The 24,842-nt window shown below is 63.5% G+C and carries 23 protein-coding genes and 5 pseudogenes; 10 read left to right on the top strand and 18 right to left on the bottom strand.

Annotated features, from left to right (window positions below; translation table 11 throughout):
- Positions 1–56 precede the first annotated feature (56 nt).
- Positions 57–3,043, top strand: a pseudogene (uvrA, locus tag ACSKB9_RS02515) (excinuclease ABC subunit UvrA).
- A 10-nt stretch (positions 3,044–3,053) separates the two neighbouring features.
- Here uvrA and ACSKB9_RS02510 read toward each other — a convergent pair.
- The 7 genes from ACSKB9_RS02510 to ACSKB9_RS02480 all read right to left on the bottom strand — a co-directional run bounded on the left by ACSKB9_RS02510 (position 3,054) and on the right by ACSKB9_RS02480 (position 8,143).
- Positions 3,054–4,151, bottom strand: a complete 1,098-nt coding sequence (locus ACSKB9_RS02510) for a hypothetical protein (RefSeq protein WP_438071481.1) — start codon at positions 4,149–4,151, stop codon at positions 3,054–3,056.
- Between the two features lie 2 nt (positions 4,152–4,153).
- On the bottom strand, positions 4,154–4,318 hold the full coding sequence (locus ACSKB9_RS02505; RefSeq protein ID WP_438071479.1) for a hypothetical protein: 165 nt from the start codon (positions 4,316–4,318) through the stop codon (positions 4,154–4,156).
- 134 nt (positions 4,319–4,452) lie between these two features.
- The gene (locus ACSKB9_RS02500) at positions 4,453–4,836 is read right to left on the bottom strand and encodes a hypothetical protein (protein ID WP_438071477.1); all 384 of its coding nucleotides are present in this window, start codon (positions 4,834–4,836) and stop codon (positions 4,453–4,455) included.
- A 215-nt stretch (positions 4,837–5,051) separates the two neighbouring features.
- A complete protein-coding gene (locus ACSKB9_RS02495) occupies positions 5,052–5,384 on the bottom strand; it encodes a PRC-barrel domain-containing protein (RefSeq protein ID WP_438071475.1) in 333 nt (110 codons plus the stop codon).
- 263 nt (positions 5,385–5,647) lie between these two features.
- Positions 5,648–6,586 (bottom strand): cytochrome D1 domain-containing protein, encoded by a 939-nt coding sequence (locus ACSKB9_RS02490; RefSeq protein ID WP_438071473.1) that lies wholly within the window; start codon positions 6,584–6,586, stop codon positions 5,648–5,650.
- 103 nt (positions 6,587–6,689) lie between these two features.
- A complete protein-coding gene (locus ACSKB9_RS02485; RefSeq protein ID WP_438071471.1) occupies positions 6,690–7,229 on the bottom strand; it encodes an SRPBCC family protein in 540 nt (179 codons plus the stop codon).
- A gap of 158 nt (positions 7,230–7,387) precedes the next feature.
- The gene (locus ACSKB9_RS02480) at positions 7,388–8,143 is read right to left on the bottom strand and encodes an AAA family ATPase (protein WP_438071470.1); all 756 of its coding nucleotides are present in this window, start codon (positions 8,141–8,143) and stop codon (positions 7,388–7,390) included.
- A gap of 82 nt (positions 8,144–8,225) precedes the next feature.
- Here ACSKB9_RS02480 and ACSKB9_RS02475 point away from each other — a divergent pair, with 82 nt between their 5' ends.
- Positions 8,226–8,549 carry a hypothetical protein gene (locus ACSKB9_RS02475; RefSeq protein WP_438071468.1) on the top strand — a complete coding sequence of 108 codons (324 nt, stop codon included), beginning with the start codon at positions 8,226–8,228 and terminating at the stop codon, positions 8,547–8,549.
- 187 nt (positions 8,550–8,736) lie between these two features.
- On the opposite strand, the gene ACSKB9_RS02470 is transcribed toward ACSKB9_RS02475, so the two are convergent.
- The 4 genes from ACSKB9_RS02470 to ACSKB9_RS02455 form a co-directional block, all read right to left on the bottom strand.
- Entirely contained in the window at positions 8,737–9,612 is an 876-nt protein-coding gene (locus ACSKB9_RS02470; protein ID WP_438071466.1) for a PCC domain-containing protein, read from the bottom strand.
- A 4-nt stretch (positions 9,613–9,616) separates the two neighbouring features.
- On the bottom strand, positions 9,617–11,257 hold the full coding sequence (locus tag ACSKB9_RS02465; RefSeq protein WP_438071464.1) for an acyl-CoA synthetase: 1,641 nt from the start codon (positions 11,255–11,257) through the stop codon (positions 9,617–9,619).
- A 210-nt stretch (positions 11,258–11,467) separates the two neighbouring features.
- Positions 11,468–11,869, bottom strand: coding sequence for an SPW repeat protein (locus ACSKB9_RS02460; RefSeq protein ID WP_438071463.1), 402 nt, complete (start codon positions 11,867–11,869; stop codon positions 11,468–11,470).
- Between the two features lie 180 nt (positions 11,870–12,049).
- The gene (locus ACSKB9_RS02455) at positions 12,050–12,994 is read right to left on the bottom strand and encodes a tetratricopeptide repeat protein (protein ID WP_438071461.1); all 945 of its coding nucleotides are present in this window, start codon (positions 12,992–12,994) and stop codon (positions 12,050–12,052) included.
- 100 nt (positions 12,995–13,094) lie between these two features.
- On the opposite strand from ACSKB9_RS02455, the gene ACSKB9_RS02450 reads away from it, so the two are divergent.
- Complete coding sequence (locus ACSKB9_RS02450; protein WP_050424520.1) at positions 13,095–13,367, top strand: GNAT family N-acetyltransferase; 273 nt, start codon at positions 13,095–13,097, stop codon at positions 13,365–13,367.
- Positions 13,368–13,635: 268 nt separating this feature from the next.
- Here ACSKB9_RS02450 and ACSKB9_RS02445 read toward each other — a convergent pair whose 3' ends face one another.
- Both ACSKB9_RS02445 and ACSKB9_RS02440 read right to left on the bottom strand, forming a co-directional pair.
- Complete coding sequence (locus ACSKB9_RS02445) at positions 13,636–14,427, bottom strand: fumarylacetoacetate hydrolase family protein (RefSeq protein ID WP_069278405.1); 792 nt, start codon at positions 14,425–14,427, stop codon at positions 13,636–13,638.
- Between the two features lie 119 nt (positions 14,428–14,546).
- Positions 14,547–14,945, bottom strand: a pseudogene (locus ACSKB9_RS02440) (DUF3597 domain-containing protein); the annotation flags it as partial.
- A 290-nt stretch (positions 14,946–15,235) separates the two neighbouring features.
- Between ACSKB9_RS02440 and ACSKB9_RS02435 the strand changes: the two are divergent.
- The 3 genes and pseudogenes from ACSKB9_RS02435 to ACSKB9_RS02425 all read left to right on the top strand — a co-directional run bounded on the left by ACSKB9_RS02435 (position 15,236) and on the right by ACSKB9_RS02425 (position 17,193).
- Positions 15,236–16,146 (top strand): annotated as a pseudogene (locus ACSKB9_RS02435) (DUF2189 domain-containing protein).
- A gap of 83 nt (positions 16,147–16,229) precedes the next feature.
- Positions 16,230–16,370 (top strand): hypothetical protein, encoded by a 141-nt coding sequence (locus ACSKB9_RS02430; RefSeq protein WP_438071458.1) that lies wholly within the window; start codon positions 16,230–16,232, stop codon positions 16,368–16,370.
- 7 nt (positions 16,371–16,377) lie between these two features.
- Entirely contained in the window at positions 16,378–17,193 is an 816-nt protein-coding gene (locus ACSKB9_RS02425) for a lytic murein transglycosylase (RefSeq protein ID WP_438071456.1), read from the top strand.
- A gap of 134 nt (positions 17,194–17,327) precedes the next feature.
- Here ACSKB9_RS02425 and ACSKB9_RS02420 read toward each other — a convergent pair whose 3' ends face one another.
- Positions 17,328–17,612, bottom strand: coding sequence for a hypothetical protein (locus ACSKB9_RS02420; RefSeq protein ID WP_438071454.1), 285 nt, complete (start codon positions 17,610–17,612; stop codon positions 17,328–17,330).
- Positions 17,613–18,335: 723 nt separating this feature from the next.
- Here ACSKB9_RS02420 and ACSKB9_RS02415 point away from each other — a divergent pair.
- The 3 genes and pseudogenes from ACSKB9_RS02415 (at position 18,336) to ACSKB9_RS02405 (ending at position 21,142) form a co-directional block, all read left to right on the top strand.
- A complete protein-coding gene (locus tag ACSKB9_RS02415) occupies positions 18,336–18,488 on the top strand; it encodes a DUF1127 domain-containing protein (RefSeq protein ID WP_016846063.1) in 153 nt (50 codons plus the stop codon).
- A gap of 110 nt (positions 18,489–18,598) precedes the next feature.
- A pseudogene (trmFO, locus tag ACSKB9_RS02410) lies at positions 18,599–20,033 on the top strand (methylenetetrahydrofolate--tRNA-(uracil(54)-C(5))-methyltransferase (FADH(2)-oxidizing) TrmFO).
- Between the two features lie 5 nt (positions 20,034–20,038).
- Positions 20,039–21,142, top strand: a complete 1,104-nt coding sequence (locus ACSKB9_RS02405; protein ID WP_438071451.1) for a serine/threonine protein kinase — start codon at positions 20,039–20,041, stop codon at positions 21,140–21,142.
- Here ACSKB9_RS02405 and ACSKB9_RS02400 read toward each other — a convergent pair.
- Positions 21,139–22,099, bottom strand: a pseudogene (locus ACSKB9_RS02400) (IS630 family transposase). The gene ACSKB9_RS02405 and the pseudogene ACSKB9_RS02400 sit on opposite strands and share 4 nt — an antisense overlap.
- A 181-nt stretch (positions 22,100–22,280) precedes the next feature.
- Between ACSKB9_RS02400 and ACSKB9_RS02395 the strand changes: the two are divergent.
- Complete coding sequence (locus tag ACSKB9_RS02395) at positions 22,281–22,565, top strand: DUF1488 family protein (protein ID WP_057018527.1); 285 nt, start codon at positions 22,281–22,283, stop codon at positions 22,563–22,565.
- Here the strand turns inward: ACSKB9_RS02395 and ACSKB9_RS02390 are convergent.
- From ACSKB9_RS02390 to secF, 3 genes are read right to left on the bottom strand one after another with little or no spacing between them, the layout of a single operon-like run.
- The gene (locus ACSKB9_RS02390; protein ID WP_438071449.1) at positions 22,562–23,425 is read right to left on the bottom strand and encodes a phytoene/squalene synthase family protein; all 864 of its coding nucleotides are present in this window, start codon (positions 23,423–23,425) and stop codon (positions 22,562–22,564) included. The two genes, ACSKB9_RS02395 and ACSKB9_RS02390, sit on opposite strands and share 4 nt — an antisense overlap.
- Positions 23,422–23,805 (bottom strand): Mth938-like domain-containing protein, encoded by a 384-nt coding sequence (locus ACSKB9_RS02385; RefSeq protein ID WP_438071447.1) that lies wholly within the window; start codon positions 23,803–23,805, stop codon positions 23,422–23,424. The genes ACSKB9_RS02390 and ACSKB9_RS02385 overlap by 4 nt, the downstream gene beginning before the upstream one ends.
- A gap of 6 nt (positions 23,806–23,811) precedes the next feature.
- Positions 23,812–24,804 (bottom strand): protein translocase subunit SecF, encoded by a 993-nt coding sequence (secF, locus tag ACSKB9_RS02380; RefSeq protein ID WP_438071445.1) that lies wholly within the window; start codon positions 24,802–24,804, stop codon positions 23,812–23,814.
- Positions 24,805–24,842 lie beyond the last annotated feature (38 nt).

The following is a 24,842-nucleotide window of genomic DNA, read 5'->3' as shown; positions in this document are numbered from 1 at the left end:
CATCACCGGCGATGCGCGCCCAAAAGGCGCCCAAGCATGCGCCCGGAACTGTCGCTATGGATGAAGTGCTCAAGGCGAAGCGCCAACAGAACGCCGGCTCCTCATCGCGCGCCATCACGATCCGTGGCGCGCGCGAACACAATCTGAAGAACATCGACGTCGAGATTCCCCGCGACAAGCTCGTGGTGTTCACCGGCCTGTCCGGGTCCGGCAAGTCGTCGCTCGCGTTCGACACCATCTATGCCGAGGGCCAGCGCCGCTACGTCGAATTGCTGTCGGCCTATGCGCGGCAATTTTTGGAGATGATGCAGAAGCCGGATGTCGACCAGATCGACGGTCTGTCGCCGGCGATCTCGATCGAGCAGAAGACCACGTCGAAGAACCCGCGCTCCACCGTCGGCACCGTCACCGAGATCTACGACTACATGCGCCTGCTCTGGGCGCGCGTCGGCGTGCCCTATTCGCCGGCCACCGGCCTGCCGATCGAGAGCCAGATCGTCTCGCAGATGGTCGACCGCGTGCTGGCGCTGCCGGAAGGCACCCGTCTCATCTGCTGGCGCCGGTCGTGCGCGGCCGCAAGGGCGAGTACAAGAAGGAGCTCGCCGAGTATCTCAAGAAGGGCTTTCAGCGCGTCAAGATCGACGGCACGTTCTATGAGCTGTCGGAGGCGCCCGCGCTCGACAAGAAATTCCCGCACGACATCGACGTCGTGGTCGACCGCATCGTGGTGCGTCCCGACCTCGCCCAGCGTCTCGCGGAAAGCTTCGAGACCGCGCTGAAGCTCGCCGAGGGCCTCGCCGTGATCGAATACGCCGACGCGCCGGCGGCGGCCGCCCAGGACGACAAGAAGGAGGACAAGAAGAAGACCGCGAAGATCCACGACAAGAGCGGGCCCGAGCGCATCCTGTTCTCGGAGAAATTCGCCTGTCCGGTCTCCGGCTTCACGATCCCCGAGATCGAGCCGCGCCTGTTCTCGTTCAACAACCCCTATGGCGCCTGCCCGGCCTGCGGCGGCCTCGGCGTCGAGCAGCATATCGACGAGGATCTGGTCATCCCCGACAAGGAGCTGACCTTGCGCAAGGGCGCGATCGCGCCCTGGGCGAAATCGTCCTCGCCCTACTACATCCAGACCCTGACCGCGCTCGGCAAGCACTACAAGTTCACGCTCGACACCAAGTGGAAGGACCTCACCAAGAAGGTCCAGAACGCGCTGCTGCACGGCTCTGGCGACGACGAGATCAAGTTCTCCTACGAGGACGGGGTGCGCTCCTACGACACCAAGAAGCCGTTCGAGGGCGTCATCACCAACATCAACCGCCGCTACCGCGAAACCGAGAGCGAGTGGGCGCGCGAGGAGCTCGGCAAGTATTTCTCCGACGTGCCCTGCGAAGGCTGCAACGGCCACCGCCTGAAGCCGGAGGCGCTGTGCGTCAAGATCGGCGGCAAGCACATCGGCGAGATCTCCGAGCTCTCGGTCAAGCGCGCCGGCGAATGGTTCGAGACGGTGCCGGAGGCGCTGAACGCGCAGCAGAACGAGATCGCAACGCGCATCCTCAAGGAGATCCGCGAGCGCCTGACCTTCCTGCTCGACGTCGGCCTGAATTACCTGACGCTGTCGCGCTCCTCCGGCACGCTGTCCGGCGGCGAGAGCCAGCGCATCCGCCTCGCCTCGCAGATCGGCTCGGGCCTCACCGGCGTGCTCTACGTGCTGGACGAGCCGTCGATCGGCCTGCACCAGCGTGACAATGCCCGCCTGCTCGACACCCTCAAGAGACTCCGCGACCTCGGCAATACCGTGGTCGTGGTCGAGCATGACGAGGACGCGATCCGCCTCGCCGACTATGTGCTCGATATCGGGCCCGGCGCCGGCATGCATGGCGGCCACATCGTGGCCGAAGGCACGCCCGACCAGATCATGCGCAATCCGAAATCGCTGACCGGCAAGTATCTCACCGGCGAGCTTTCGGTGCCCGTGCCCGACCGGCGGCCGCCGAACCACCGGCGCACCATCAAGGTCGTCAACGCCCGCGGCAATAACCTCAAGAACGTCTCGGCCGAGATCCCGCTCGGCCTGTTCACCTGCGTGACCGGAGTCTCGGGCGGCGGCAAGTCGACGCTGCTGATCGACACGCTCTACAAGTCGATCGCGCGCAAGCTGAACAATGCCAGCGAGGGCGCGGCGCCGCACGACCGCATCGAGGGCCTCGAGCACATCGACAAGATCATCGACATCGACCAGTCGCCGATCGGCCGCACCCCGCGTTCGAATCCCGCGACCTACACCGGCGCCTTCACGCCGATCCGCGAATGGTTCGCCGGCCTGCCGGAAGCGAAGGCGCGCGGCTACGAGCCCGGGCGCTTCTCCTTCAACGTCAAGGGCGGCCGCTGCGAGGCCTGCCAGGGCGACGGCGTCATCAAGATCGAGATGCACTTCCTGCCCGACGTCTACGTCACCTGCGACACCTGCAAGGGCAAGCGCTACAACCGCGAGACGCTGGAGGTGCTGTTCAAGGGCAAGAGCATCGCCGACGTGCTCGACATGACCGTCGAGGAAGCCGCCGAGTTCTTCAAGGCGGTGCCGCGCGTGCGCGAGACCTTCCAGACCCTGCACCGCGTCGGCCTCGACTACATCCATGTCGGCCAGCAGGCGACGACGCTGTCGGGCGGCGAAGCCCAGCGCGTCAAGCTGGCGAAGGAGCTATCAAAGCGCGCCACCGGCCGCACGCTCTACATCCTGGACGAGCCGACCACCGGCCTGCACTTCCACGACGTCGCAAAACTGCTCGAGGTGCTGCACGAGCTGGTCGCCCAGGGCAACACGGTGGTGGTGATCGAGCACAATCTCGAAGTCATCAAGACCGCCGACTGGGTCATCGACCTCGGCCCCGAAGGTGGCGACGGCGGCGGCGAGATCGTGGCCTGGGGCCCGCCCGAGGACATCGTCAAGGCCCCGCGCAGCTACACCGGCAAGTTTTTGGCGCCAGTACTGAAGAAGGCGAACAGCAAGCCGAGGAAGAGCTCAGCGAGCGAGGCGGCGGAGTGAGCAGAAACTGCTAGTCCTTGGAGAGCTTACGGCGGATCGACAGTACGTTTACGGCTGGCAGCTCTCCGCCAGTGTAGAGAGAAATTAACTTGTCTAGGTAGGGCTGAGTGTCTCTAGCGAGCACTTTGCCAAGACGTCGCGCGGCCGGTGCCTCTCGAATTAGACCCTTCTTCTTGGCGACAGAAGCGGCTGTTGCTCCCACAATCGACGCGGCACAGCCGATGAGCCCACCCACCGCGCCTGTTGCTGCCGCTGCTAAGCCGCCCACAACTAGCGCTCGGTTGCTCTTAAAGAAATCAATCGCGGCCTCAAAGGCAATGAATCGCCTCAGATTCTGAACCCTATCGATCTCCGTGTTGATCGCCTGTATGTTTCTCGTAAGCAATTCAATCGAAATTGAATCTTCTGATCCACCAGAGTCTGAGAGAAGTCCCGACACGATTTTGGAGACTTGAGGCTGATAGTCCATCAACACCTCAATGCTTGCGTCGAGAGACTCTCCATCAGGAATCGTAAGTCCTAAAGCGCGTACGGCTTCGCTCTTCACGTCGGCAGTCTCATCGTTTGGCCCAGAGATTTCGCCTGGTATCTTGCTCAAGATCGAGTTGCTGAACGTAATCGGAGCGAAAAATGCTTGAGCCGTACGTATCTGATGGACACCATAGCTAAGGCGGACGAGTTCATTAATCTTGCGAGAACTGGCCTTTCGGCACGCCAGCTCAAGTTGATCGAGCATCTGATAGTCGGGATAGATGTACGGCCTTAGATTGTAGAATGCTTGTCGCGCTCCACTCTTGAGCTTTGACCCAGCGCTCTCTTTCAGTGCTTCGACAATTGCCTTTTGCCGCACATCAACACAGTGACTGCAAAGCCCTCGGTGTGTCAGACTCATCACCGAAAACCATCGGAAAATATCGTACTCCTGAAAAGAGACATGGTCCTTCTGCCGTACCAAGTCGACGACCGCGGGTGGGAAATTCTTGTACCGAGAATTCAGGACGGGAATAATTGCATTCCGATCCAAAAACGATTTGAGATTGGAGATTGGCTCCGACTTGATGCAAGCTGGACAAATCGCAACGTAGACGTTCTTGGTGAAAGGCAGCACGCTCAGTATTTTTTGGGATCGAAGCTGCCTAGAAATATCTTGTCCTCATTGACCGAATTTACAACTCGTTCGCTTATAAAGAAGTCTGCGGCCGAAAATTCGTCTGCCTCGCGTAGGCGCTTTGCAATCGCCTTGTTACGATCGTCCAATTTCTTATCCAGATCCATTTTCGGCGGTCCTCCGGAATATTCTAAAACACATGCAATTGGTGATTGTAACACGCCGAGAACGGGAGAAAAAGTAAACGGGCATAGTAGCAAGGTGTAATCCGCAGCTTTTGGAATGATCGCCCGGTTGCGCTTTACCCAGCAAGTGGCCGCGAAACATACCGGGGTCTACAATGACCCGGCACTACCTCGGTTCGGAGTGCCCTCAGCAAGACTGATCGTTTAGGCAGAAAGCTTGCCTGTCTCAGTTGCCGCGGTATGTGGCGATCTGCCAGACGTTTGCCCAGCGAATCCCTGACCATCGCTCGTCTGTCGCCATAGGGCGTATCCGCAGGCGTCTCGATCGCTTCGGCGCCTGCCGCGATCGCCCGCCGGTAGGTCTCGTCCGCGCTCTGGACATAGACATAGAGAAAAGCCGGCATGGCCTCGCGGACGCCTCCGCCGTCGCTGATCAGGATGATCGAGTTCTCCGATCCGGATTTCCGTTGGCGCGCCGGAGCGGACTTCGCCCTGCGCATCGAAAACGTCTCGAAGAAATCTGGCCAAGCCGGTGAGGTCGCGCGTGACAATTCGCGGTATGACGGAAGGCCAGCCAGCGGGCTTGAATTGGATCATGTGCCTGGCTTAGTAGCCCGCATGAGCGGAGCGATATGCGGGGTCTATCAGCCGAACAAGTTGACCGCTCCCGCATGTCGCTTCGCTCATGCGGGCTACGGCAGGCCTCAACTGCGCACTACACCGCCCAATAATTCGGGTGCGTATACGACTGCGAGCGGTCGCCCCAGTCGAATTCGTCACCGTCGAACTCCGACGGACCGGACCGCAAATCCTCCAGCGTCACCTCGGCCTCGAAGGCCTGCCGCACGGGATCGAAATGCAGTGCGGCCCATCTGACCGGATAGTGGTGGTGGGTGCTCAGCACGCCTCCGGTCTTGATGATGGCATAGGCCACCGTTCCGCTCACCTTGTCGAGCATCAGCCGCTCGATCGACCCGAGCTTGGCGCCATCGCGCCCGAAGACGCAGACATGCTCGACCCGGTCACTGGGCACCAAGGTATGATGCATGGCATCCTCCCTGTGTTCCGCTTATTTGCCCGATAATATATGCCTGCCGCGCTGGTGAGCCAATGGGGCGCGGCTCGGCGACAGGCCGCAGGGGCCGGTTGGCTCTACCCTGCGGCGGCGGACGCTTGCACAATTTCGGAATAATAAAAACGTACCGCTGATTTGCCCGACGCGTCAAGTCGCTTTTCCGAGTTCTCGGCGGCAGCCTGCTCCTTTGCATGGGGTTGTTTTCGATATTTTGGGACACCCCACGCACCTTCCCCCTACTCGGTCCGTCTGAGAAACGCCCCGAACGCGCGCGGGCCGTCGCCGACCTTGACCTCGCCTATCACCTTCATCTCGGCGGCGTCGATCACGCTCAGCGTGTTGCTCTCCCAGTTCGCGACCAGGATGCGCTTGCCGTCGGCGGTCGCCTCGATGCCTTCGGGGTAATCGCCGACCGTAATCCGCTTCATGGGCTGCAACGTCACGAGGTCGAACACGCTGACCTTGCCGTCATACTGGTCGGTGACGAAGCCGCGGCCCTGCGCCAGCGACACCGCGTAGGGGCGCAGGCCGACATGCACGCGGCCGATCTCGCGCGCGGTCGCGACGTCGATCACCGAGACGTCGTTGGTGCCGACATTGGCGGTGTAGGCACGCTTGCCATCGGCATCGATGGTGACACCAAACGGCCGACTCCCGACCTTCACGATCCCCCTCCGCTCGCGCGAGGCGGTATCGATGATGGAGACGCTGTCATCGTCGCGATCCGCCGACAGCAGCAGCAGCCCGTCCGGTGTCACCGCCAGCCCGGACGGCGATGCACCGACCGCGATACTTGCGACGACACGCCGCTCTCTGGCATCGATCACCCGCACCGCGGCGGCGTACCAGTCGGCGACATAGACCGTCGCGCCGTCGGGCGCGACCGCGATGCCGAGCGGCCCGCCGCCGACATCGACCCGGCCCACCACCTTTCGCGCCGGCGCGTCGACTACCGTAACCGCCTTGGCATCCGGGCTGGTCACATAGGCGAAGCGGCCATCATTGCTGACGGCAACGCCGGCGGGCTTGCCGCCGACCGCGATGGTCGCGACTGGCTTCGAGGTCGCGAGATCGACCACCGTGAGGTCGTCGCTGAGCTGGTTGGTGACGAACGCCTCTTCGGCGCGCGCGGCGCCGAGGCTGGCAAGCAGCGCGACGAGCGCAATCGCGCGCACGGCTAAAGCCCGATGAGATTGGGACAAACCATCATCGCGCTTTAGCTCCTCGTTTTGAGCATGATCTTGTCGGAAAACCGCTTCGCACTTTTCCGGATCATGCTCAGGTCCCGCTCTCGATCTTCTTCTTCAGCGCTTCGAGCCCGGCCTTGTAGAGCCCGCTCACCGCCTTCACCGCAGCCTCGTCGCTCAGTTCCGGCGGCGGATCATTGTTCGGAAAACCGCGGTAGAACGCGCCGGCCCATTCCAGCTTCGACTTGCCGTCCGGCGCCGGCGATACCGTCAGCGTCGAGGAATAGTTGGTGACCGGCAGCACCTTCACGTCGACCGCCGTGATCCGGTACGAATAGCTCATCATCTCCGGTTCGTATTTGTAAAGTTCCTCGTCGACGGTGGCGCCGGGCCCCAGCGTCAGCCGCCGCGTGGCGCCGATCTCGCTGCCCTTCTCGCCCTCGGTCTTGGTGACGCCGGCGAGCCAGCTCATGTCCTGGAAATTGCCGATCACCGCCCACACCTTGGCCTGCGGCGCGTCGATCTCGATCGATTCCCGCACCTTCTGGCGGGTCGGCCCGTGGGCCCATGCGGCCCCCAACACGGCCAATGCCGCCACCACCACGAAAGTCCGTGCGATCGTCCGCCTCATCCTTGGTCCTCTCCCGATGTCTGTCGGCCCTGCGCCGCCCGGCGCATGCCGCAGTTTATGATTGGAGGTTCTAGACTAGACCGGCAACCTGCTTCTTGCACCAGAGCGAACTCGCACCCGCCGGCTTCCCCGGGAGGCAAGCCTGCCGGGCAGCGGCGTCAGTCCTCGATCGCCGCCTCGACGAACCCTTTCGGATCGTCGCAGAACTCGCGCATGACCTTGTAATGATCGGTGTCCCTCAGGTTCACCGGCTCCAGCCCGTATTTCGTCAGCCGCAGCAGCGTCGCATTCGGATAGGCCATCAGCACCGGTGAATGCGTGGCCATGATCACCTGGCAGCGGCCGGTGCCGTTCATCCGGTGCAGCAGCTTGAGGAATTCGATCTGGCGCGACGGCGACAGCGCCGATTCCGGCTCATCGAAGATGAAGATGCCCTGCCGCTGGCAGCGCTCCTCGAAGAAGCGCAAAAAGCCTTCGCCATGCGAATACGACAGGAAGTCAGCATAGGGGCTGGCGACGGAGTCGAGATATCTGGCGACCGAGTAGAAGCTCTCGGCGCGGAAGAACCAGCCATTGGTGATTTTCGGCAGCCAGCTCGCGCGGAGCGCGGTCGCAAGCGAGCCACCCATTTCCTCGACCGCATTGCTGTGATCGACCGGCATGTAGCCCTTGCCGCCGCCGGCGTCATCATAGCCGGCCATCACGGCGATCCCCTCGAGCAGTGTCGACTTGCCGGTGCCGTTCTCGCCGACGATGATGGTGATCGCCATGTCGAAGCTGAGCTCGAATTCGTCGCGCAGCAGCGGCAGCGCGAACGGATATGCGTTGCGATTGGGAATGCGCTCGGGATCGAGCCAGACGCGCCTCAGATATGGCGCGGGCATGTTGATCGGGCGGTGTCGTCCTCTGGCCATCGGCACGGATCCGGGGAAACAACGGCGGGTGGCCTAGTTTATATGATAGGAGCCCGCAGCAATCTAGATGGCCGGATGTCCCATGGCTAGCAAAGCTTACGCCCTCTTCCGCAAGGCGATCCTCAACGAACAGCAAGCGGTCTGCATCTATGACGGCCGGCCGCGCGAACTCTGCCCGCACATCATCGGCCACAACAAGAGCGGTGAAGAGGTCGTGCTGGCCTGGCAGTTCGGCGGCTCGAGCTCGGGCCAACTGCCGCAATGGCGCTGCCTGCGCCTCGCTCACGTCACCGACATCAGCCTGCGCAACGGTCCTTGGCACAAGGGCGGATCGCACCGCACCGAGCAGACCTGCGTCAGCGAGATCGACCTCGACGTCAACATCCATGTCCGCAAGCGGCGGTGAGTGGCCCCTGCGCCCTCTGGTCAAGAGAGGGCGGCGAAGGCGGCAAACCTCGGACGATTCATGTCGCGAGAATGGAGCCACAGCTCGCTTCGACAACGAATGTCTGTGGTTATGGGACAGCGGAGGCCGCGGCGCGATATCGGCTCCGGCGAACGCCAGGACGACCGCCGGGAGAAAGCGCCCGCCCCTACGGCTGCTCCGCCTCCGCCAGCACCTCCAGCGCCAGCTCCATCGTCATCAGCACCGGATTGTCGCCGCGCACCAGGCGTCCCTCGGCGATGCCGCCGAGATAGTCGACCAGCGCGATGTCGAGCTCGGCATGCAGCCGGCCATCCGCGTCCGGTGCGATCTCGCCCGCGGTCACCGCGAGCTCGGTCGCGAACGGCACCACGCTGTGGCCGTCGGTGAAGACGGCGCCGATGGTCGAGCCGACGCCGCCATGCAGCCGCGCGCGCAGGATGCCGTGCTGGCGGCAGAAGGCTTCCAGCGCGCAGGCAAAATCCTGGTTCGGCCTCAGCCGCAGCGCGAAGGCATGGCTCGTGGTCCTGGCCCCACGCGGCTCGCTGGCGACCGGACCGAACAGCTTGAAATTGGTTTCGCTGTCCGCCTCGGCCAGGAACGTCGCGCCGTCGATCCCGAACGCGTTCACCTCGAACGGCTCGGCGACAATGGTTTCATCCGGCAGCATGTGGCCGCCATTGAAACGGCCGTCGGCTTCGGTCCACAGGCCGTGGCAATGAAAGAACGGCGCGCCGTCGCGTTCGCCGAAGGTCAGCGCCGCCAGCTTGAGCCGGGTCACGCCGTCGGGACGGAACGTGTCGCTGTAGAACGCGGCGTTGACGCCGTCCTTCGACAGCGCCGGCATCACATAGGCGAACGGCCCGAGCGCGCCGCTTTTCGCGCTGAGGACGCCGCCGCAAAAGCCCTCCGCCGCAAAGCCGCGGCGCACGGCTTCGAGCAAGGGAATGCCGGCCTCGAGCACGAATGAGAAGGCGCGGCCGCGCGCGCTGACCCATTGGATGCGCTCTGGATGCGGAGCGCCAGGCTGGGCGATGCTGCGCATCGCCTCACGCGCCCGTCGATTTGGCGATCACCTCGAGCAACCCGCGCGCCTCGAGCTCGTCGCGGATCAGCCGCTTCGGCACCTTGCCGTAGCCGGACTTCGGCAGCGCCTCCCAGAAGAAGAAGCGTTTCGGCATCTTGTAGCGCGGCACTTTTGGCGCGAGATAGGCGGCAAGCTCCGCCTCCGCGACCGCCTCGGTGCCCTCGCGCGCGACGCAGACGGCGACGCCGACCTCGCCCCAGAAGGGATCGGGCACGCCGAGCACCGCGACCTCGCCGACCGCGGGATGGGTTAAGAGCTTCTCCTCGATCTCGCGCGGATAGATGTTGGAGCCGCCCGAGATGTACATGTCGGAGGCACGGCCGGTGATGTAGACGAAGCCCTCCTCGTCCATGTGGCCGAGGTCGCCGGTGCGGAACCAGCCGTCGCGAAACGCCTTCGCGTTGGCCTCGGGATTGTCGTAGTAGCCCGCGAACACGCCGGGACCGATCACGCAGATCTCGCCGGTCTCGTGCGCCTTCAGCTCGCTGCCGTCGTCGCCCTGGATCGAGACCTGCATCCCGGTGCGCTCGAAGCCGCAGGTGCCGATCCGCGCATGCGGCCCGTCCTCGGGATCGTGCAGGCCGGGCGGCAGCACGGTGATGTTGCCGGTGACCTCGCCGAGGCCGAAATACTGCACCAGCACGCCGCCGAGCTTGTTCAGCGCCGCCTTCTGGTCCTCGCGATACATCGGCGCGCCTGCGTAGATGATGTAGCGCAGCGAGGAATGGTCGTGCTGGTCGGCGGCGGGATGCTCGACCATCATCTTCAGGATGGTCGGCACCGTGAACATGTTGCTGACGCGATGCTTGGCGATCAGCCGGAAGGCTTCGGCGATGTCGAACTTCTCCGACGGCAGCAGGATGGTCGGCACGCCGCGCGCGGTCTGCACCAATTGATGTACGCCGGCGCCATGCGACAGCGGCGCCACCACCAGCGAGGCGTCCTCTTCCGTGGTGCCGGGCATCAAGTCGGCGAGATGGTTGGTGATGACGAAGGCCATCTGGCCATGGGTCAAGACCGCGGCCTTGGAGCGGCCGGTGGTGCCGGAGGTGAAGAAGAACCAGCAGGGATCGTCATAGTCGACGGCAACGTTCTCGACCACAGCGCCGGCGTGCTTGGCGATGACGTCGCCGAGCGTCGCCTCGCCGAACGTGCCCTCCTCCCCGATCTGCCAGACGAATTCGAGCGCGGGATTGGCGGCCGCCTTGGCATGCTCGGGGAAGTCGGCGTGGCACAGAAACGCCCTGGCGCCGGAAGCCGTCGCGAGATAGGCGACCTCGTCCGGCATCAGGCGGAAATTGGTCGGCACCCAGACCGCGCCGAGCCGGAAGGCCGCGAACATCGACCAGAACATCTCGTCGCAGTTCTTGGAATGCACCAGGATGCGGTCGCCCTTGACGATGCCGCGCGCGGCCAATGCCGCCGCCAGCGCCGAGACGTTCTGGTCGATATGGCGCCAGGACCAGGCCTTCTCGTTCCAGATGAAGCCGGGGCGATCGCCGTGGCGGCGGGCGTTCTGGGTCAGGATGTAAGCGAGGTTCATCACCCGGCGCGATACCCGCGCGATCCCGCCGCGCGGCGCGGCAGCAGCCGTCCCGCTCATTGCCGCCCCGCCGATACGCACAACAGACAGGGCAAGGTCAGGACGGTCATCGGGTGTTTCCTCGGTCAGAACCGGGCGTCTTCAAGCGCCGCAAGGGATTGGTACCGCCCGGTTTATCGCCAAGCCGCCGCCTTCGGCAAGGCCCGCCGGGCGCTGCCCGATGATACCGCGCGCCGGCGGCGGTCAACCCTTTGTTTTCTGCCCAGCCCGCTACTGCGGGTGCTTGGCGAGTTCCTGCTCGCTCAGGTTCCAGTCCTGCCACAGCTGCAACGCGCCTATAAAGGCGACCAGCGCGCCGAGCAGGATGTGCCAGAACTGCAGCGCGTGGTCCTCGGCGTAACCAAAGACCATGGGCGATACCATCAGCCAGAGACCGAGCAGGATGCTGGCCACCTCCTCCCAGCGGTGCAGCGCGACATATTCGAGCTGGGCGATGCCGAGCACCAGCATGCCGACGATGAAGCTGTTGAGGACGAGGTGGCTGCGCTCGATATCGACGGCGCCGCTCACCTGCATCGGAAACCAGGGCGAGACCATGATCAGCACGCCGAGCAGCATGCCGAGCCAGTCCTCCCAGGGACGGTGTGTGTTGAAGAAACGATTGTCCGACATGACGAACCTCCTCCGACAAGAGGCATGCGTCGGCGGCCGGCTCCGCCACTCCGTACTAGACGACCATCCAGCCGCATCAGGGGCGTATGTCTGTCATCAAACGTAATCGAACTGCATCCATCCGCAAGGCCTATCCCCCGTGCGTACGACGCGGCAGGAGCGATCGTTGCCGGCAAGATGTCACCGCGCTCCGCCGAGCCGTGCCAGCGCTCCCTTGGCGCTCTGCAAATCGGGCTGCAGCTCGAGCGCCTTGCGGAAATCGGCCGCCGCGCCCTTCTTGTCGCCGAGCCGCAGCTTGGCCTGGCCGCGATTATTCCAGGAATAGACGTCGTTCGGATCGTATTGCAGCGCCTTGTCGTAATCGGCGAGCCCGCCCTTGTTGTCCCCCTGAAAGAGACGGATCATGCCGCGGTTGCGCCAGCCGCGCGCATCGGTCGGCGCGATCTTCGCCGCCTCGCCGTAATCGGCGGCTGCGCGATCGAGCTGCTCGGTATCGCGATAGACATTGCCGCGGTTGATGTAGGCGAGCACGTTGGGCCCGAGCTTGATCTCGGTGGTGAAGTCGGCGATCGCATGCGCCGCGTCGCGCTTGCGGTAGTAGACGAAGCCGCGATTGCCATAGGCGGTGGCGAGCTGCGGATTGTATTTGATGGCGAGGCTGAGATCGGCCAGCGCGCGGTCGAGATCGCCCTTGTTGAGCCAGGCATCGCCGCGGTTGTTGTAGGCCAGCGCGAACGCCGGATCGATCCGGATCGCCTCGTCGTAGTCGGCAATCGCATGATCGAGATCGTGCTTGAAGGCGTAGACGCGGCCGCGATTGGTATAGGCGCAGGCATAGGCGGGATCGAGCTTGATGGCCTCGTTGAGGTCGGCGAGCGCTGCATCGAGCTCGCGCTTCTCGGTCAGGCCATGGCCGCGATTGCAATAGGCCCCGGCCAGCCGCTTGCCGGTCTCGGTCTTGCCGTCGATCACCGTGGTGCAGGCGGCCACGCGGTCGCCGGGTGCCGTCGTCAGGCCGACGCAGGTCTGCCAGCTCGGATCGTCGGCGGCGGCGGCTTGCGGCGGGTTTGGAAGCGTCAACGCGGCGCCGAGCAACACGGCGGTCAGGCAGGCCAAAATGCGCATATCGTCAATCCACAAATGCCAATTTGCGGGTTGGTCGCGGCTTTGCATCGCCGGGTTCACACGCTTACATCAGGGCCTGCAAATCAACCGGGATTTTGCGATGGCCGCCGTCCGCGACAACAGGGACCAAAACCGCTTCGAACTCGACACCGAGGGCGGCCTCGCTTTTGCGAACTACCGGCGGACGCCCGCGGCCGTGATCATCACCCATACCGAGACACCGCGCGCCCTGCGCGGCCGCGGCATCGCATCGGAGCTGGTCAAGGGTGCGCTGGAGCTGATCCGCGCCGACGGCCGCAAGGTGATCGCCGGCTGCGGCTTCGTGGTTGATTACCTCAACAAGCATCCGGAATACGCGGACCTTGCCGGCTAGTGTGCTGCATGCGAAGTTCGTGCGCGGCAGCCACTTTCACGAACTTCGCATTCATAAAGCACACTAAAATCATAAGTTTGCTAGTGTCCTTATCGAATCCGAAGTTCGCTCCGAAGGTGCGGCAAATGATGCGAACTTCGGATTCGGGACACTAGAGCCCGTTCCGTTCCGATGGAATCGGAACGGGGCTCTAGCTGTTCCTTATGACGCGTTTTCTTTACGCGAACCGGCATCCACTTCGCTCGAAAACGCTTTTGCGCCGCGTTCCTCAGACGATCTTGATCGACATGTCGGGCAGGCCCTCGAGCTTGCACAGCAGCACGTCGCCCTTGACTACCGGGCCGACGTTCTCCGGCGTACCGGAATAGATGATGTCGCCGGCCTTCAGCTCGAATGCCTCGGACAGCTTTGCGATCTGCTCGGCGACGCTCCAGATCATGTTCTTCAGATCCGAGCTCTGTCGCACCGTGCCGTTGATCGCGAGCGAGATCGCCCCTTGCGTGAAATGGCCGGTCTTATCAGCCGGATGGATCGGCCCGAGCACCGCGGCATGGTCAAAGCTCTTGCCGATCTCCCACGGCTTCTTCTCCGCGGCCATGCCGTTCTGCAAATCGCGCCGCGTCATGTCGAGGCCGAGCGCGTAGCCATAGACGTGATCGAGCGCCTTGTCGGCCGGAATATTGGTGCCGCCGGATTTCAGCGCGGCGACCAGCTCGACCTCGTGGTGATAGTTCTTGGTCAGCGACGGATAGGGATGATCGGCGACGGTGCCGATCGCGACATTCTGGATTGCATCCGTCGGCTTCTGGAAGAAGAACGGCGGCTCGCGCGTCGGGTCCGAACCGCGCTCGATCGCGTGCGCGGCGTAGTTGCGGCCGATGCAGTAGATGCGGCGAACCTGGAACACCTCGCTGGCGCCGACGATCGGGATCGTCACGGCCGCGACCGGAAACATCGCCTTCGGCGCGGCCTCCGCATGGGCAGGCGCGGATTGCGCGGCGGCGCCGGCCAGTGCGAGGGCGCCGGTCGCAAGCATCGTCCGGCGATCGAGATCAGTCATGGGCGTTCTCCTTGTTGTTGTTGGCCGATCTATAGATGTTCGCCAATCGATAAAAAAGGGCCCGCGTTGGCGCGGGCCCTTTCTATGCGCGGGAGGATGATCCCGTCAGTGCTTGATGTCGGGGGCAGCTTGCCGCCATTGGCCGCGAGCTTGGTCATCACCTGCTTGTGCAGCCAGATGTTCATGCTGGCGGAATCGTTGGTGTCGCCGCTGTAGCCGAGCTCCTTGGCGAGCTCCTTGCGGGCCGACAGGCTGGAGTCGATGTCGAGCGCCTTCATCAGGTCGACGATCGAGGTCCGCCACTCGAGCTTCTCGCCCTTGGCGGCAACCGCCTTGTCGAGAATCGGGGCGACGTCAACCGACTGCGCCGGCGCCGCACCGGCGGGCACTGCGGCAGGAGACGACGATGCGCTGCCGGATCCACCGGCGGGAGCTGCGCTTGTGGCCGTTCCGCCGGCGGGCGCAGCGGTTGCGCTGCTGCCGAAGATCGCGCCCATGATTTTTCCGAAAATGCTCATCGTTCGCTCCCAAAAGAGTTTGAGATGTGAAGGCCAGACGGCCTTGGGGCGCCTGACCGAGGTCGCAGTTCAAGTCTATCGCCCCCTCCATAGCTTGCCAATGCGACATTCACTTAAGCGTGAGTGCTTTTGGCACAGTTTGGGAGTACCCTTGTTTTACAGTTCGCGACACGGCCAGTTCCCCTGCTCTGTCTTTCGCGTCTGGCTTGATCGTGATCGCTTCGAGAGGCGGCAGGTTTGTGCCCGCGTGCCGGGCGCCAGATGCGACCGCCCAGAGGGAGACAACGACCATGGCCACGTCATACCAAGGCAATGTCAGTTCGATGACGCAGAGCGGACAAGCCGCCGCGTCTGCGCCGGTCATCCGCACCATCGGCCTGTCCGATTTGCATCATGCGCTGCGTCTCGGCTGGGAAGACTTCAAGGCGGTGCCAAGTCACGCCATCGTCCTCTGCCTGATCTATCCTGTGCTCGGCCTCGTGCTTGCGCGCACCGTGCACGGCTATTCCGTGCTGCCCTGCTGTTTCCGCTGGCCGCGGGCTTTGCCCTGCTCGGCCCGTTTGCCGCCATCGGCCTCTACGAGATGAGCCGCCGCCGCGAGGACGGCGGAGAAGCATCTGCCTGGGATGCCATGGAGGTATTCCGCTCACCATCATTCGGCGCGATCCTTGGGGTCGGAACGCTGCTGTTCGCACTGTTCGTGACCTGGATCGCCACCGCCCAGGCGATCTACACGGCGGTGTTCGGCTATGAGACCGCGGCCAACATTCCCGATTTTGCCGCGCGCGTGCTGACCACCCAGCAAGGCTGGTGGCTCATCGTGGTCGGCTGCAGCGTCGGCTTCCTGTTCGCGCTCGTTGCGCTTTGCATCAGCGTGATCGCCTTCCCCATGATGCTCGACCGCCAGTCGACCGCCGGCGAAGCCATGGTGACGTCGATACGCGCCGTCGCACAGAACCCGGTGCCGATGGCAGCCTGGGGCCTGATCGTCGCGGTGCTGCTGGTGCTGGGCACGATCCCGTTCTTCCTCGGGCTTGCCGTGGTGATCCCGCTGCTCGGTCACGCCACCTGGCATCTCTATCGCGAGGTCATCGTCAAGGATCCGAATGCGCGGCCGGTGATCCCCGAACCGCGCGAGCGCAAGCCCGCCGCGGACTTCCCGGCCAATCTGTTTCCGTGGCGGCGCAGTGATCGCGGCTAAGCGCCACTAACCCGGATTCGTAAACGTCAAAGCAACCGCCGGCCGATATGTTCGGCCGGCGGTTTGTCGTTCAGGATCGTCAAATGGGTGTGAAACTGGCGTGGCATTTGCAGCGCGGCCTGAGAAAAAGCGGCTCGGTCACGAGCCTTGTTTTGGCCGCTGTTGCCGCGAACATACCCGCCGCCTTGCGCGACCAATCGACGACATCGCAGACCCCGGAGTGAATTGCCTATGACCTCTCGCTCTTGCTTTCGCACGCTCGCCATCGGCGCGTGGCTCCTGACCTCGACGGCATCGGCGCTGGCCGCTCAATGCGGCACGGGCACGTTCGAATCCTGGCTCGACGATTTCAAGAAGGAGGCGGCGACGAAGGGCATTTCGCAGAACGCGATCCAGGCCGGGCTGGCTGGCGTCACGCAGGACAAGGCGATCCTCGCCCGCGACCATTCGCAGCAGGTGTTCAGCCAGACCTTCGAGCAATTCTCGGGCCGCATGGTGCCGCCGCGGCTCAACCGCGGCTCCGACATGATGAAGCGCTACGGCTCGGTGCTGTCGCGAATCGAGGAGGCCTACGGCGTACCGGGCGAAATCATCGTCGCGATCTGGGGACTGGAGACCGATTTCGGCGTCAACACCGGAAAGTTTCCGACCATACGTTCACTGGCGACGCTCGCCTATGATTGCCGCCGCTCCGACATGTTCAAGGCCGAGTTGATGGATGCCTTGCGCATCGTCGAGCGCGGCGATCTGCCCCCGCAGGAGATGCGCGGCGCCTGGGCCGGCGAGATCGGCCAAACTCAATTCATGCCGTCGTCCTACATCAAGTTCGCGGTCGACTTCGACGGCAACGGCAAGCGCGACCTCCTGCACAACGTGCCCGACGTGCTGGCGTCGACAGCGAACTACCTGAAGAGCTATGGCTGGAAGAAGGGCAAGGGCTGGGAGCCCGGCAGCGAGAATTTTGCGGTGATCCAGCAGTGGAACAAGAGCGAGGTTTACGCCAAGACAATCGGCTACTTCGCCACCCAACTCGCCAAAGCTCCGTAGCGCTTTCACACCAGCTCGAGCGGCGCAGCGAGACCAACCTTCTGCTCTGACTAGATCCAAGCTGGTCCAGCTACGGATGAATCAAAAAGGGCCGACTGCCCCAGGCAATCGGCCCTTATCGTTATGATCAAAACCTACTTCGCCATGCTGGCTTCGGCAGCCTTGCTGAGATGCGCGCCGCAAGCGCCCCACTTGTTGTTCAGCATCGCGTCCTGAGCGAGCGAGACTTCCTTCTCCGCCGCGAATTTGACCTCATTGTCAGCCATAGCTTCGACTGCAGCTTCGGTCTTGCCGAGATTGGCACCGCTGCAGCCGACGCCCGCATGATGACGATGCGCGGCCTGAGCGGGAGCGACAGCATAGGCAACGGCAGCCACGGTGGCTGCTGCAATCAATGTCTTAATCATGGGATGATCCATCTGTTTTTCTTGGACAGATCCCAGCGTGATTGCGGAATCTGCGGAACGATTATTCGCTGTTCCCGGCACCGTTCAGAATGAACTTCGCGCGATACAAATGTGATGAGCGCTGCGCACGTATCGCGCATGCGTTGCATAGCGTTTTGATTACATGTCGGTAAGGAAGCGCCGCCAGCAATAGCATTGCTGGGCGCGTTCACTTCAATCGAGCTGTACTTCCGATAATCAGCAGCGCGTTCGCGCGGCAGGCGAAAATCTGAGCGGGCTGGAGGACCGAATTACCTCCGAGGTCAATGCGACTGATTGACGCTGCGTCTGCCAAGGTGCCAACTCCATCATGTTATGAATATTAAATCATTCATACAGCAATATTCCGCATGCGAATCACGCATGGAACACGCCGCCGTGATCTGGCGTCAGACGCGCACCGTCCCTTGACCGAACGGTCCGTAATTACCATATGAACGGCGTAGTTCAACTCATCAATATTTTTCTAACTCACTGATCTCAAGAAGATTTTGACGCCGTTGCCCGTCTCTGCGGAACTTTGGTCCACCGGACCTGGCTCGATGCGCCGAACGGTTAACCGGAACTTACCGCCGCTATGCGTTTTGAGCTTAGCTGCATCGCAACATCGGAACTACCGCACTGCACTATATCATCTATATTCACTTCAACGATGAAGCTTTGAAAGGCTGAATCTGAATTACTGAGGAGACTACCATGTTGCTCTCGCTCATCCGCATGATCCAGGCTTTCCGGGATTATCAGCGCAATGTCAGCGAACTGTCCCAGCTCAGCGATCGCGAACTCGCCGATATCGGCCTCGATCGCTCGGACATTCCGCGCGTTGCCGCCGGCACCTACAACGGCTAATCGGCCGCAAGCCATCTGCTAAACGGATAACGCCCGCTTCCACAGCGGGCGTTGTCGTTTGTGGTGCGGTTTCAGATGCATATGAGATCAAAACGCGCTAACGCTGCGCGATGACACCGCATCAATCCTCTTCCCAACTCGTGCACATCGTGGGCGCGGGGCTCGCCGGCTCGGAAGCCGCCTGGCAGGTCGCCAATGCCGGCGTGCGCGCCGTGCTGCACGAAATGCGCCCGCACCGGATGACCGAGGCGCATCAGACCGAAGGCTGCGCCGAACTGGTCTGCTCGAACTCCTTCCGCTCCGACGATGCCGCCAACAACGCGGTCGGGCTGCTGCACGCGGAGATGCGGCGGCTGGGCTCCCTGATCATGCGCTCGGCCGACGCCAACCAGGTGCCCGCCGGCGGCGCGCTGGCGGTCGACCGCGACGGCTTTTCGGCCGCCGTCACCAAGGCGCTCAACGAACATCCGCTAATCGAGATCAGCCGAGAGGAAGTCGCAGGGCTGCCGCCGGCCGACTGGAGCAACGTCATCGTCGCGACCGGCCCCCTCACCTCGGCACCGCTTGCCGACGCCATCAGGCAGCTCACCGACGAGAGCGCGCTGGCATTCTTCGACGCGATCGCGCCGATCGTGCACAAGGATTCCATCGACATGTCGGTGGCCTGGTTTCAGTCGCGCTACGACAAGGTCGGCCCCGGCGGCACCGGCGCCGACTACATCAACTGCCCGATGACGAAGGAGCAGTATGACGCCTTCGTCGCGGCGCTGCTCGACGGCGAGAAGGTCGATTTCAAGGACTGGGAGACCAACACGCCCTATTTCGACGGCTGCCTGCCGGTCGAGGTGATGGCCGAGCGCGGTCACGAGACGCTGCGCCACGGGCCGATGAAGCCGGTGGGATTGACCAATCCGCACAACCCGACGGTCAAGCCGTATGCGATCGTCCAGCTGCGGCAGGACAACAAGCTCGGCACGCTCTACAACATCGTCGGCTTCCAGACCAAGCTGAAGCACGGCGCGCAGCAGCGCGTGTTCCGCACGATCCCCGGCCTCGAGAACGCGGAGTTCGCCCGCCTCGGCGGCCTGCATCGCAACACCTTCCTGAATTCACCAAAGCTGCTCGACGGGCAGCTACGTCTGCGCGCGCAGCCGCGGCTGCGCTTCGCCGGGCAGATGACGGGCTGGCGAGGGTTACGTCGAGTCGGCCAGCGTCGGCCTGATCGCCGGCCTTTGTGCCGCCGCCGACATGCGCGGTGCCGCGCTGACGCCGCCGCCGGCGACGACCGCGCTCGGCGCGCTGCTCGGCCACATCACCGGCGGCCACATCGAAACGATCGAGGCCGGTTCGCGCTCGTTCCAGCCGATGAACATCAATTTCGGTCTGTTCCCGCCGCTGGCCAGTGCGCCGACCAAGAAGCCGGACGGCTCGCGGCTGCGCGGCAACGAGAAGACCGTCGCCAAAAAGCAGGCGATCAGCGCGCGCGCGCTCGCCGATCTCGACCACTGGATCGCAGAGCATCTGCGCGTTGCGGCAGCGGCCTGACAGTCATGAGCTTGCCGAAAGACGATGACGCCACCCTGTCGGTGCGGTGGAGCCAGGGCGTGCTGCTCAAGCGCGACGTGTTCTCGACCGTCGAGCGCGGCCGCTTCCGCGCCGCTGACGGCGAGGTCGACGGCGTGTTGCGCCGGCTCGATCAGGTGCCGTTCTGGTCGTTCGCCCTGGCGCTGCATCTGTTCTCCCGCGAGCGCCGCGCGCTGACCTTGGCGCGCGACCTCGACGTCGGGCCGAAGCTGTTGTGGGCCGGCCGTCGCGCGCTGGTGCGTGGCTTCATCGACGGCGCGGCGCTGCATCTGGCGAAGCCGCACGGCGACGTCGCCTATTTTCGTTCCGCCAAGGCCGCGTTGCGCAAGCTGCATCGCGCCGGCATCTGCCACAACGATCTCGCCAAGGAGCAGAACTGGCTGGTCGGCCGCGACGGCCGCGCCTACCTCACCGACTTCCAGCTTGCCGCTTGCTTCAAGACCCGCAGCCGACTGTTCCGCATCGCCGCCTATGAGGATCTGCGGCATCTGTTGAAGCACAAGCGCAGCTACGCGCCGGAGGCGTTGACGCCGAAAGAGCGCAAGGTGCTCGCAAAGAAGTCCGCGGTCGCCAGCATCTGGCTCAAGACCGGCAAGAAGGTCTATCAGGCGATCACGCGCGGCATCTTCAATTTCACCGACCGCGAAGGCGGCGGCCGGAGGCTGGTCAACGACGCCCCGGTATTGATCGATCTGATCCGCAAGAATCCGCAGGTGCGCGACACCGCGATCGTCGCCTTTGCCGACCGGCGCGTCGGCGTCGGACTCTACGCCTTCGTCGAGGCGGACCAGTCCGCGCTGGAAAAGACGCTACGCAACGAGCTTACCGCCGCCAAGGACGTCAAGCCGCCCGAACACATCCAGATCGTGCATGCGCTGCCGCGCGATGCCGCCGGCAAGCCGCGCACCGAAATCCTGCAGCTCGTCGCCATGAACCAGATCGACCTGATCGAACCGATGATGCGCAGCGACGCCGATCGCGAGTTCCTCAAGGACATCCTCGAGCAACGCAAGAATTTGCGCGACCGCTTCAATTTTGAAGTCGCCGAGATGGACCGGCCGGCAGGTTAGAGCGTTAGCCGATCAGGTTGCAAGTAGCCCGCGGCGATGAAGTAGTTTGTGGATTCCGTGGGCGTGTAGGTGTCGATGATGCGCCCGACAGCATCCCAAAGGCCGCCGACGGTGCGTTCGGCGGCCTTCCGCAGATTTGCTTTGAGCTTGGCGAAGGCATTCTCGATCGGATTGAGGTCGGGACTGTAGGGCGGAAGATAGAGAAGCGTAGCGCCGGCCGCCTCGATCATCTCACGTATGCGGGGCCCTTTGTGGCTGGAGAGGTTGTCCATGATGACGATGGCGTGGTCTGGCAGCTCAGGAATGAGCACCTTTTCGACATAGGTCTCAAAGGCGTTGCGGTTGATGGGGCCATCGAGCACCCAGGGCGCGATGATGCCGCGTGTGGTTAGAGCGGCTACGCAGGTAGTTGTTTTCCAGTGGCGTGAGGAACGCTGGCCCGCAGACGTTCTCCGCGCTGGCAGCGGCCATGGGTTCGCGCCATGTTGGTCGACGCCCAGGTCTCGTCGATGAAGACGAGCCGATCCCGGTCGAGCTTGCCCTGGCTCTCGCGCCAGGCCTCGCGTCGCTTCAAGACGTCCGGGCGATCCTGCTCTGAGGCATGGGCGGTCTTTTTTTACGCGTGATCTTGTGGCGCTCGAAGAAGCGGCGGATCGTGCCATAGCCAAAGGACAGGCCTTGTTTGCTCAAGCTGTCACGCAATTCCTCGATGGTGATATCCGGCGCCGTCTCGAGCAGAGCCATGATCGTCGCCTGATGAGTATCAATCCGGTGGGACTTGCGGTCGCCGCCCTGAGCCCTCGGCTGGGCATCGCCTTGCTCCCGCTCGCGCGTTCGCCAGCGGCTTACGCTTGCCGCGCTGACGCCAAATCGCTCGGCAGCCTGCCGGCCTGAAATGCCACTCTCAATACAGGCAAGCACACGTTCGCGAAGATCCATCGACAGCGGTTTCGCCATGCCCGCCGGCCTCCAGCTCCGGCGACCAGCTTGAATCACCAAAACGCTGATTTGTGAATCCCCAACGATTTAGTCAGATCGGCCAACGCTCTAGCGCGCGCTTGTCGGCGCGGGGCCCTCGACAAACGCGGCGCGAAGCTTCACTCTTTGCGAGGGGTAGCGCGCTCAAGGGACAAGTTTAATGCCACTCACCCGTGGCCGGATCGGGGGATACGATTCCGAACGACTGGCGTTCGGATTCACCATGATGAACGGCGACCAGGAAATCGAATGCCAGATCAGCGACGCCGCACTGGACGAGTTGGCCGGCACGCGCGGAACGGCGAGCATGGCGCGGCAAGCCCAGTTCGTTGCGCTGCGCGACGCGGTCGAACAGATCGCATCCGACATCTATGACAGCGGCCCGATGGTCAAGGGCAGAACGATCCGGATCTTCACCAAGCACATCTCGAAGGAGCAAAGCTAGCGACCGAACTCCTCCGTGCGCGCGGCTCGCCACAACGTCCAGAGTGTGCGCAGGCGTGAAACCGGCTTCGGCAGGAACGGGTCGTAGTCGTCCCTCCTCGCCCGGTTCAGCTCGCGCCTGACATGGGCGAGCGGCAGGAAGATCGGCCTCACGCCGGACGGGACATCCGCAAGCAGCCCGAACGAGGTCTTAAGATGGCCCTGGGCCTCATCCGCAAGCTGATCGATCGCGGCACGGATGTTCGGCGTCACCTTGCCGGCAAACACCTCCTCCTTGCTGCCGCCGTGCTGCTGCAGCAGCTGTAACGGCAGAAACAGCTGATGCCGTGAGGCGTCGCGTCCGAACGAAGCGATGACCTGCGCCATGCCCTGGGCAAGACCCGCATGACGGGCCAGGTGATCAATCGCCTCCGACGGTCGCGCCACCACGCGCGTAGCCTGCGAGAACAGCACTGAGGCCGTGGCGTCGAGATAGCCCTCGAGCGCGGCCAGCGACGGCATCGGGTCGTTGTAGAGATCGAACTGATGCTCCTCGACCAGCTGCGAGAATGGCGAGACCGGCAGACGGTGATTGCGGATCGTGTGCAGCAGTTCCGCCGCGACCGGATTGCCCTCGACGCCGCCATGGCCCGCGCCGGCCAGCATGTCGGTCCACCATTGCAGCCGCATCTCGCCGGGCAGCGGCTGGCTGACCTGCTCGTGCACACGCGAGACCTCGATGTTGAAGGCGTAGATCGCAAGCATCGCCCGCCGTTCCGGACCCGGCAGGAACAGGGTCGACGCGTAGCGTACGAAGTCATGGCTCCGCACCAGATCGGCGCAGAAGGCCGCGCCGTCCTTCGGTGCCTCCGTCGCGCTCATGGCACCGCGATCAGCGCCGCCGCGACGCGACGCCGCTCGCCCAGCATGATGTTGTAGGTGCGGATCGCAGGTCCCGTCTGCATCGGATCGAGCACCACCCGGACGGCCCGCAGGGCCTCGCGCAGGCCCTTCGGCGGGACCCAGACGTCGGTACCGGTGCCGATGATCAGCGTGTCGATCGCATTGGCGGCCGCGAACACCTTTTGCAGCGAGTATTCGTCGATCTCCTGCGGCCTGGTGACCGGCCAGGCCCAGATCGAGTCAGGCAGGCACAAGAGCGAGCCGCGGTGCGACATATCGGCAAACGCGAAGCCGCCCTTGCCGTAGGCCTCGATCGGCGCCGACCTCGGAAGATGGGGAGCGTCCGAGGGGTTGCTCATGACCGGCTACTTCTTGGCTGCCGCCGTGTCCGGCTTCTTGGCCGGCGCGTCCTGCGCCGCGTCTCCACCCCGCGTGGTGTGAACACCGAGATAGATCAGGATCGGCGCCGCAATGAAGATCGAGGTGTAGGTGCCGACCAGCACCACGCCGAACATCATGACCGCGGTGAAGCTGTGGATCGCCTGGCCGCCGAACAGCAGCAGCGCGAGCAAAGCCAGCGTCACGGTGACGTGGGTGATGATCGAGCGCGACAGCGTCGAATTGATCGATTCGTTCAGCAGCTGCGGCATCGGCATCTTCTTGTAGCGCCGCAGCATCTCGCGGATACGGTCGTAGATGACGACGGTATCGTTGAGCGAATAACCGAGAATCGTCAGCAGCGCCGCGATGCTGGTGAGGTCGAAATCGACCTGGGTGATCGACATGAAGCCGATCGTGAGCACGATGTCGTGGACGTTGGCGATCATGGCGCCGAGCGCGAACTGCCATTCGAACCGGAACCAAAGGTAGATCAGGATGCCCATGATCGCGAACATCAGGCCGATCATGCCGTAGGCCAGCAGTTCGCCGGAGACGCGCGGTCCCACCACCTCGACGCGACGGTAATCGACGGATTCGCCGAGCGCGCCGCGCACTTTCGTCACCGCATCCTGCTGCGCCTTGTCGCCCCCGGGCTGCTCGGCGACGCGGATCAGGACTTCCGCCGGACCGCCGAACTGCTGCAGCTGCACCTCGCCGAGGCCAAGGCCGTTCAAGGTCGTGCGCATCGCGGCGATATCGGCGGTGCCGGACTTGGCCTGCACCTCCAGCAGCGTACCGCCCTTGAAGTCGATGCCGAAATTCAGGCCGTGGGTGAAGAACAGCGTGATGGCAAGGATCGAGAGCAGCGCCGAGATCGGGAAGCTGATGCGGCGAAAGCGGGTGAAGTCGAAATGCGTGTCGTCCGGCACGATGCGCAGCGATGGCAGCAGGCCGAGCGCCGCCACCACGGTCAGCACTGTAATCAGGATACCAAGGCCAATGAGAACGGTATGAG

The organism is Bradyrhizobium sp. BR 1433, from assembly GCF_051547665.1.
In the GTDB taxonomy this organism is placed as follows: Bacteria; Pseudomonadota; Alphaproteobacteria; order Rhizobiales; family Xanthobacteraceae; genus Bradyrhizobium; species Bradyrhizobium australafricanum.
The sequence above is the reverse complement of the archived record's forward strand: the minus strand, read 5'-3'. Positions and strand labels throughout refer to the sequence as shown.

What these genes read in the sequence shown, in the direction of transcription:
- ACSKB9_RS02385 (WP_438071447.1), bottom strand. Translation starts at nt 23,805, where the DNA reads ATGAGCAACCCCTCGGACGCTCCCCATCTTCCGAGGTCGGCGCCGATC.
- ACSKB9_RS02500 (WP_438071477.1), bottom strand. Translation starts at nt 4,836, where the DNA reads ATGCGCAGGGCGAAGTCCGCTCCGGCGCGCCAACGGAAATCCGGATCG.
- ACSKB9_RS02450 (WP_050424520.1), top strand. Translation starts at nt 13,095, where the DNA reads ATGGCCGCCGTCCGCGACAACAGGGACCAAAACCGCTTCGAACTCGAC.
- ACSKB9_RS02415 (WP_016846063.1), top strand. Translation starts at nt 18,336, where the DNA reads ATGTTGCTCTCGCTCATCCGCATGATCCAGGCTTTCCGGGATTATCAG.
- ACSKB9_RS02425 (WP_438071456.1), top strand. Translation starts at nt 16,378, where the DNA reads ATGACCTCTCGCTCTTGCTTTCGCACGCTCGCCATCGGCGCGTGGCTC.
- ACSKB9_RS02495 (WP_438071475.1), bottom strand. Translation starts at nt 5,384, where the DNA reads ATGCATCATACCTTGGTGCCCAGTGACCGGGTCGAGCATGTCTGCGTC.
- ACSKB9_RS02395 (WP_057018527.1), top strand. Translation starts at nt 22,281, where the DNA reads ATGCCACTCACCCGTGGCCGGATCGGGGGATACGATTCCGAACGACTG.
- ACSKB9_RS02445 (WP_069278405.1), bottom strand. Translation starts at nt 14,427, where the DNA reads ATGACTGATCTCGATCGCCGGACGATGCTTGCGACCGGCGCCCTCGCA.
- ACSKB9_RS02505 (WP_438071479.1), bottom strand. Translation starts at nt 4,318, where the DNA reads ATGGATCTGGATAAGAAATTGGACGATCGTAACAAGGCGATTGCAAAG.
- ACSKB9_RS02455 (WP_438071461.1), bottom strand. Translation starts at nt 12,994, where the DNA reads ATGCGCATTTTGGCCTGCCTGACCGCCGTGTTGCTCGGCGCCGCGTTG.
- ACSKB9_RS02390 (WP_438071449.1), bottom strand. Translation starts at nt 23,425, where the DNA reads ATGAGCGCGACGGAGGCACCGAAGGACGGCGCGGCCTTCTGCGCCGAT.
- ACSKB9_RS02470 (WP_438071466.1), bottom strand. Translation starts at nt 9,612, where the DNA reads ATGCGCAGCATCGCCCAGCCTGGCGCTCCGCATCCAGAGCGCATCCAA.
- ACSKB9_RS02475 (WP_438071468.1), top strand. Translation starts at nt 8,226, where the DNA reads ATGGCTAGCAAAGCTTACGCCCTCTTCCGCAAGGCGATCCTCAACGAA.
- ACSKB9_RS02460 (WP_438071463.1), bottom strand. Translation starts at nt 11,869, where the DNA reads ATGTCGGACAATCGTTTCTTCAACACACACCGTCCCTGGGAGGACTGG.
- ACSKB9_RS02480 (WP_438071470.1), bottom strand. Translation starts at nt 8,143, where the DNA reads ATGGCCAGAGGACGACACCGCCCGATCAACATGCCCGCGCCATATCTG.
- ACSKB9_RS02430 (WP_438071458.1), top strand. Translation starts at nt 16,230, where the DNA reads ATGGGTGTGAAACTGGCGTGGCATTTGCAGCGCGGCCTGAGAAAAAGC.
- ACSKB9_RS02420 (WP_438071454.1), bottom strand. Translation starts at nt 17,612, where the DNA reads ATGGATCATCCCATGATTAAGACATTGATTGCAGCAGCCACCGTGGCT.
- ACSKB9_RS02485 (WP_438071471.1), bottom strand. Translation starts at nt 7,229, where the DNA reads ATGAGGCGGACGATCGCACGGACTTTCGTGGTGGTGGCGGCATTGGCC.
- ACSKB9_RS02405 (WP_438071451.1), top strand. Translation starts at nt 20,039, where the DNA reads ATGAGCTTGCCGAAAGACGATGACGCCACCCTGTCGGTGCGGTGGAGC.
- ACSKB9_RS02465 (WP_438071464.1), bottom strand. Translation starts at nt 11,257, where the DNA reads ATGAGCGGGACGGCTGCTGCCGCGCCGCGCGGCGGGATCGCGCGGGTA.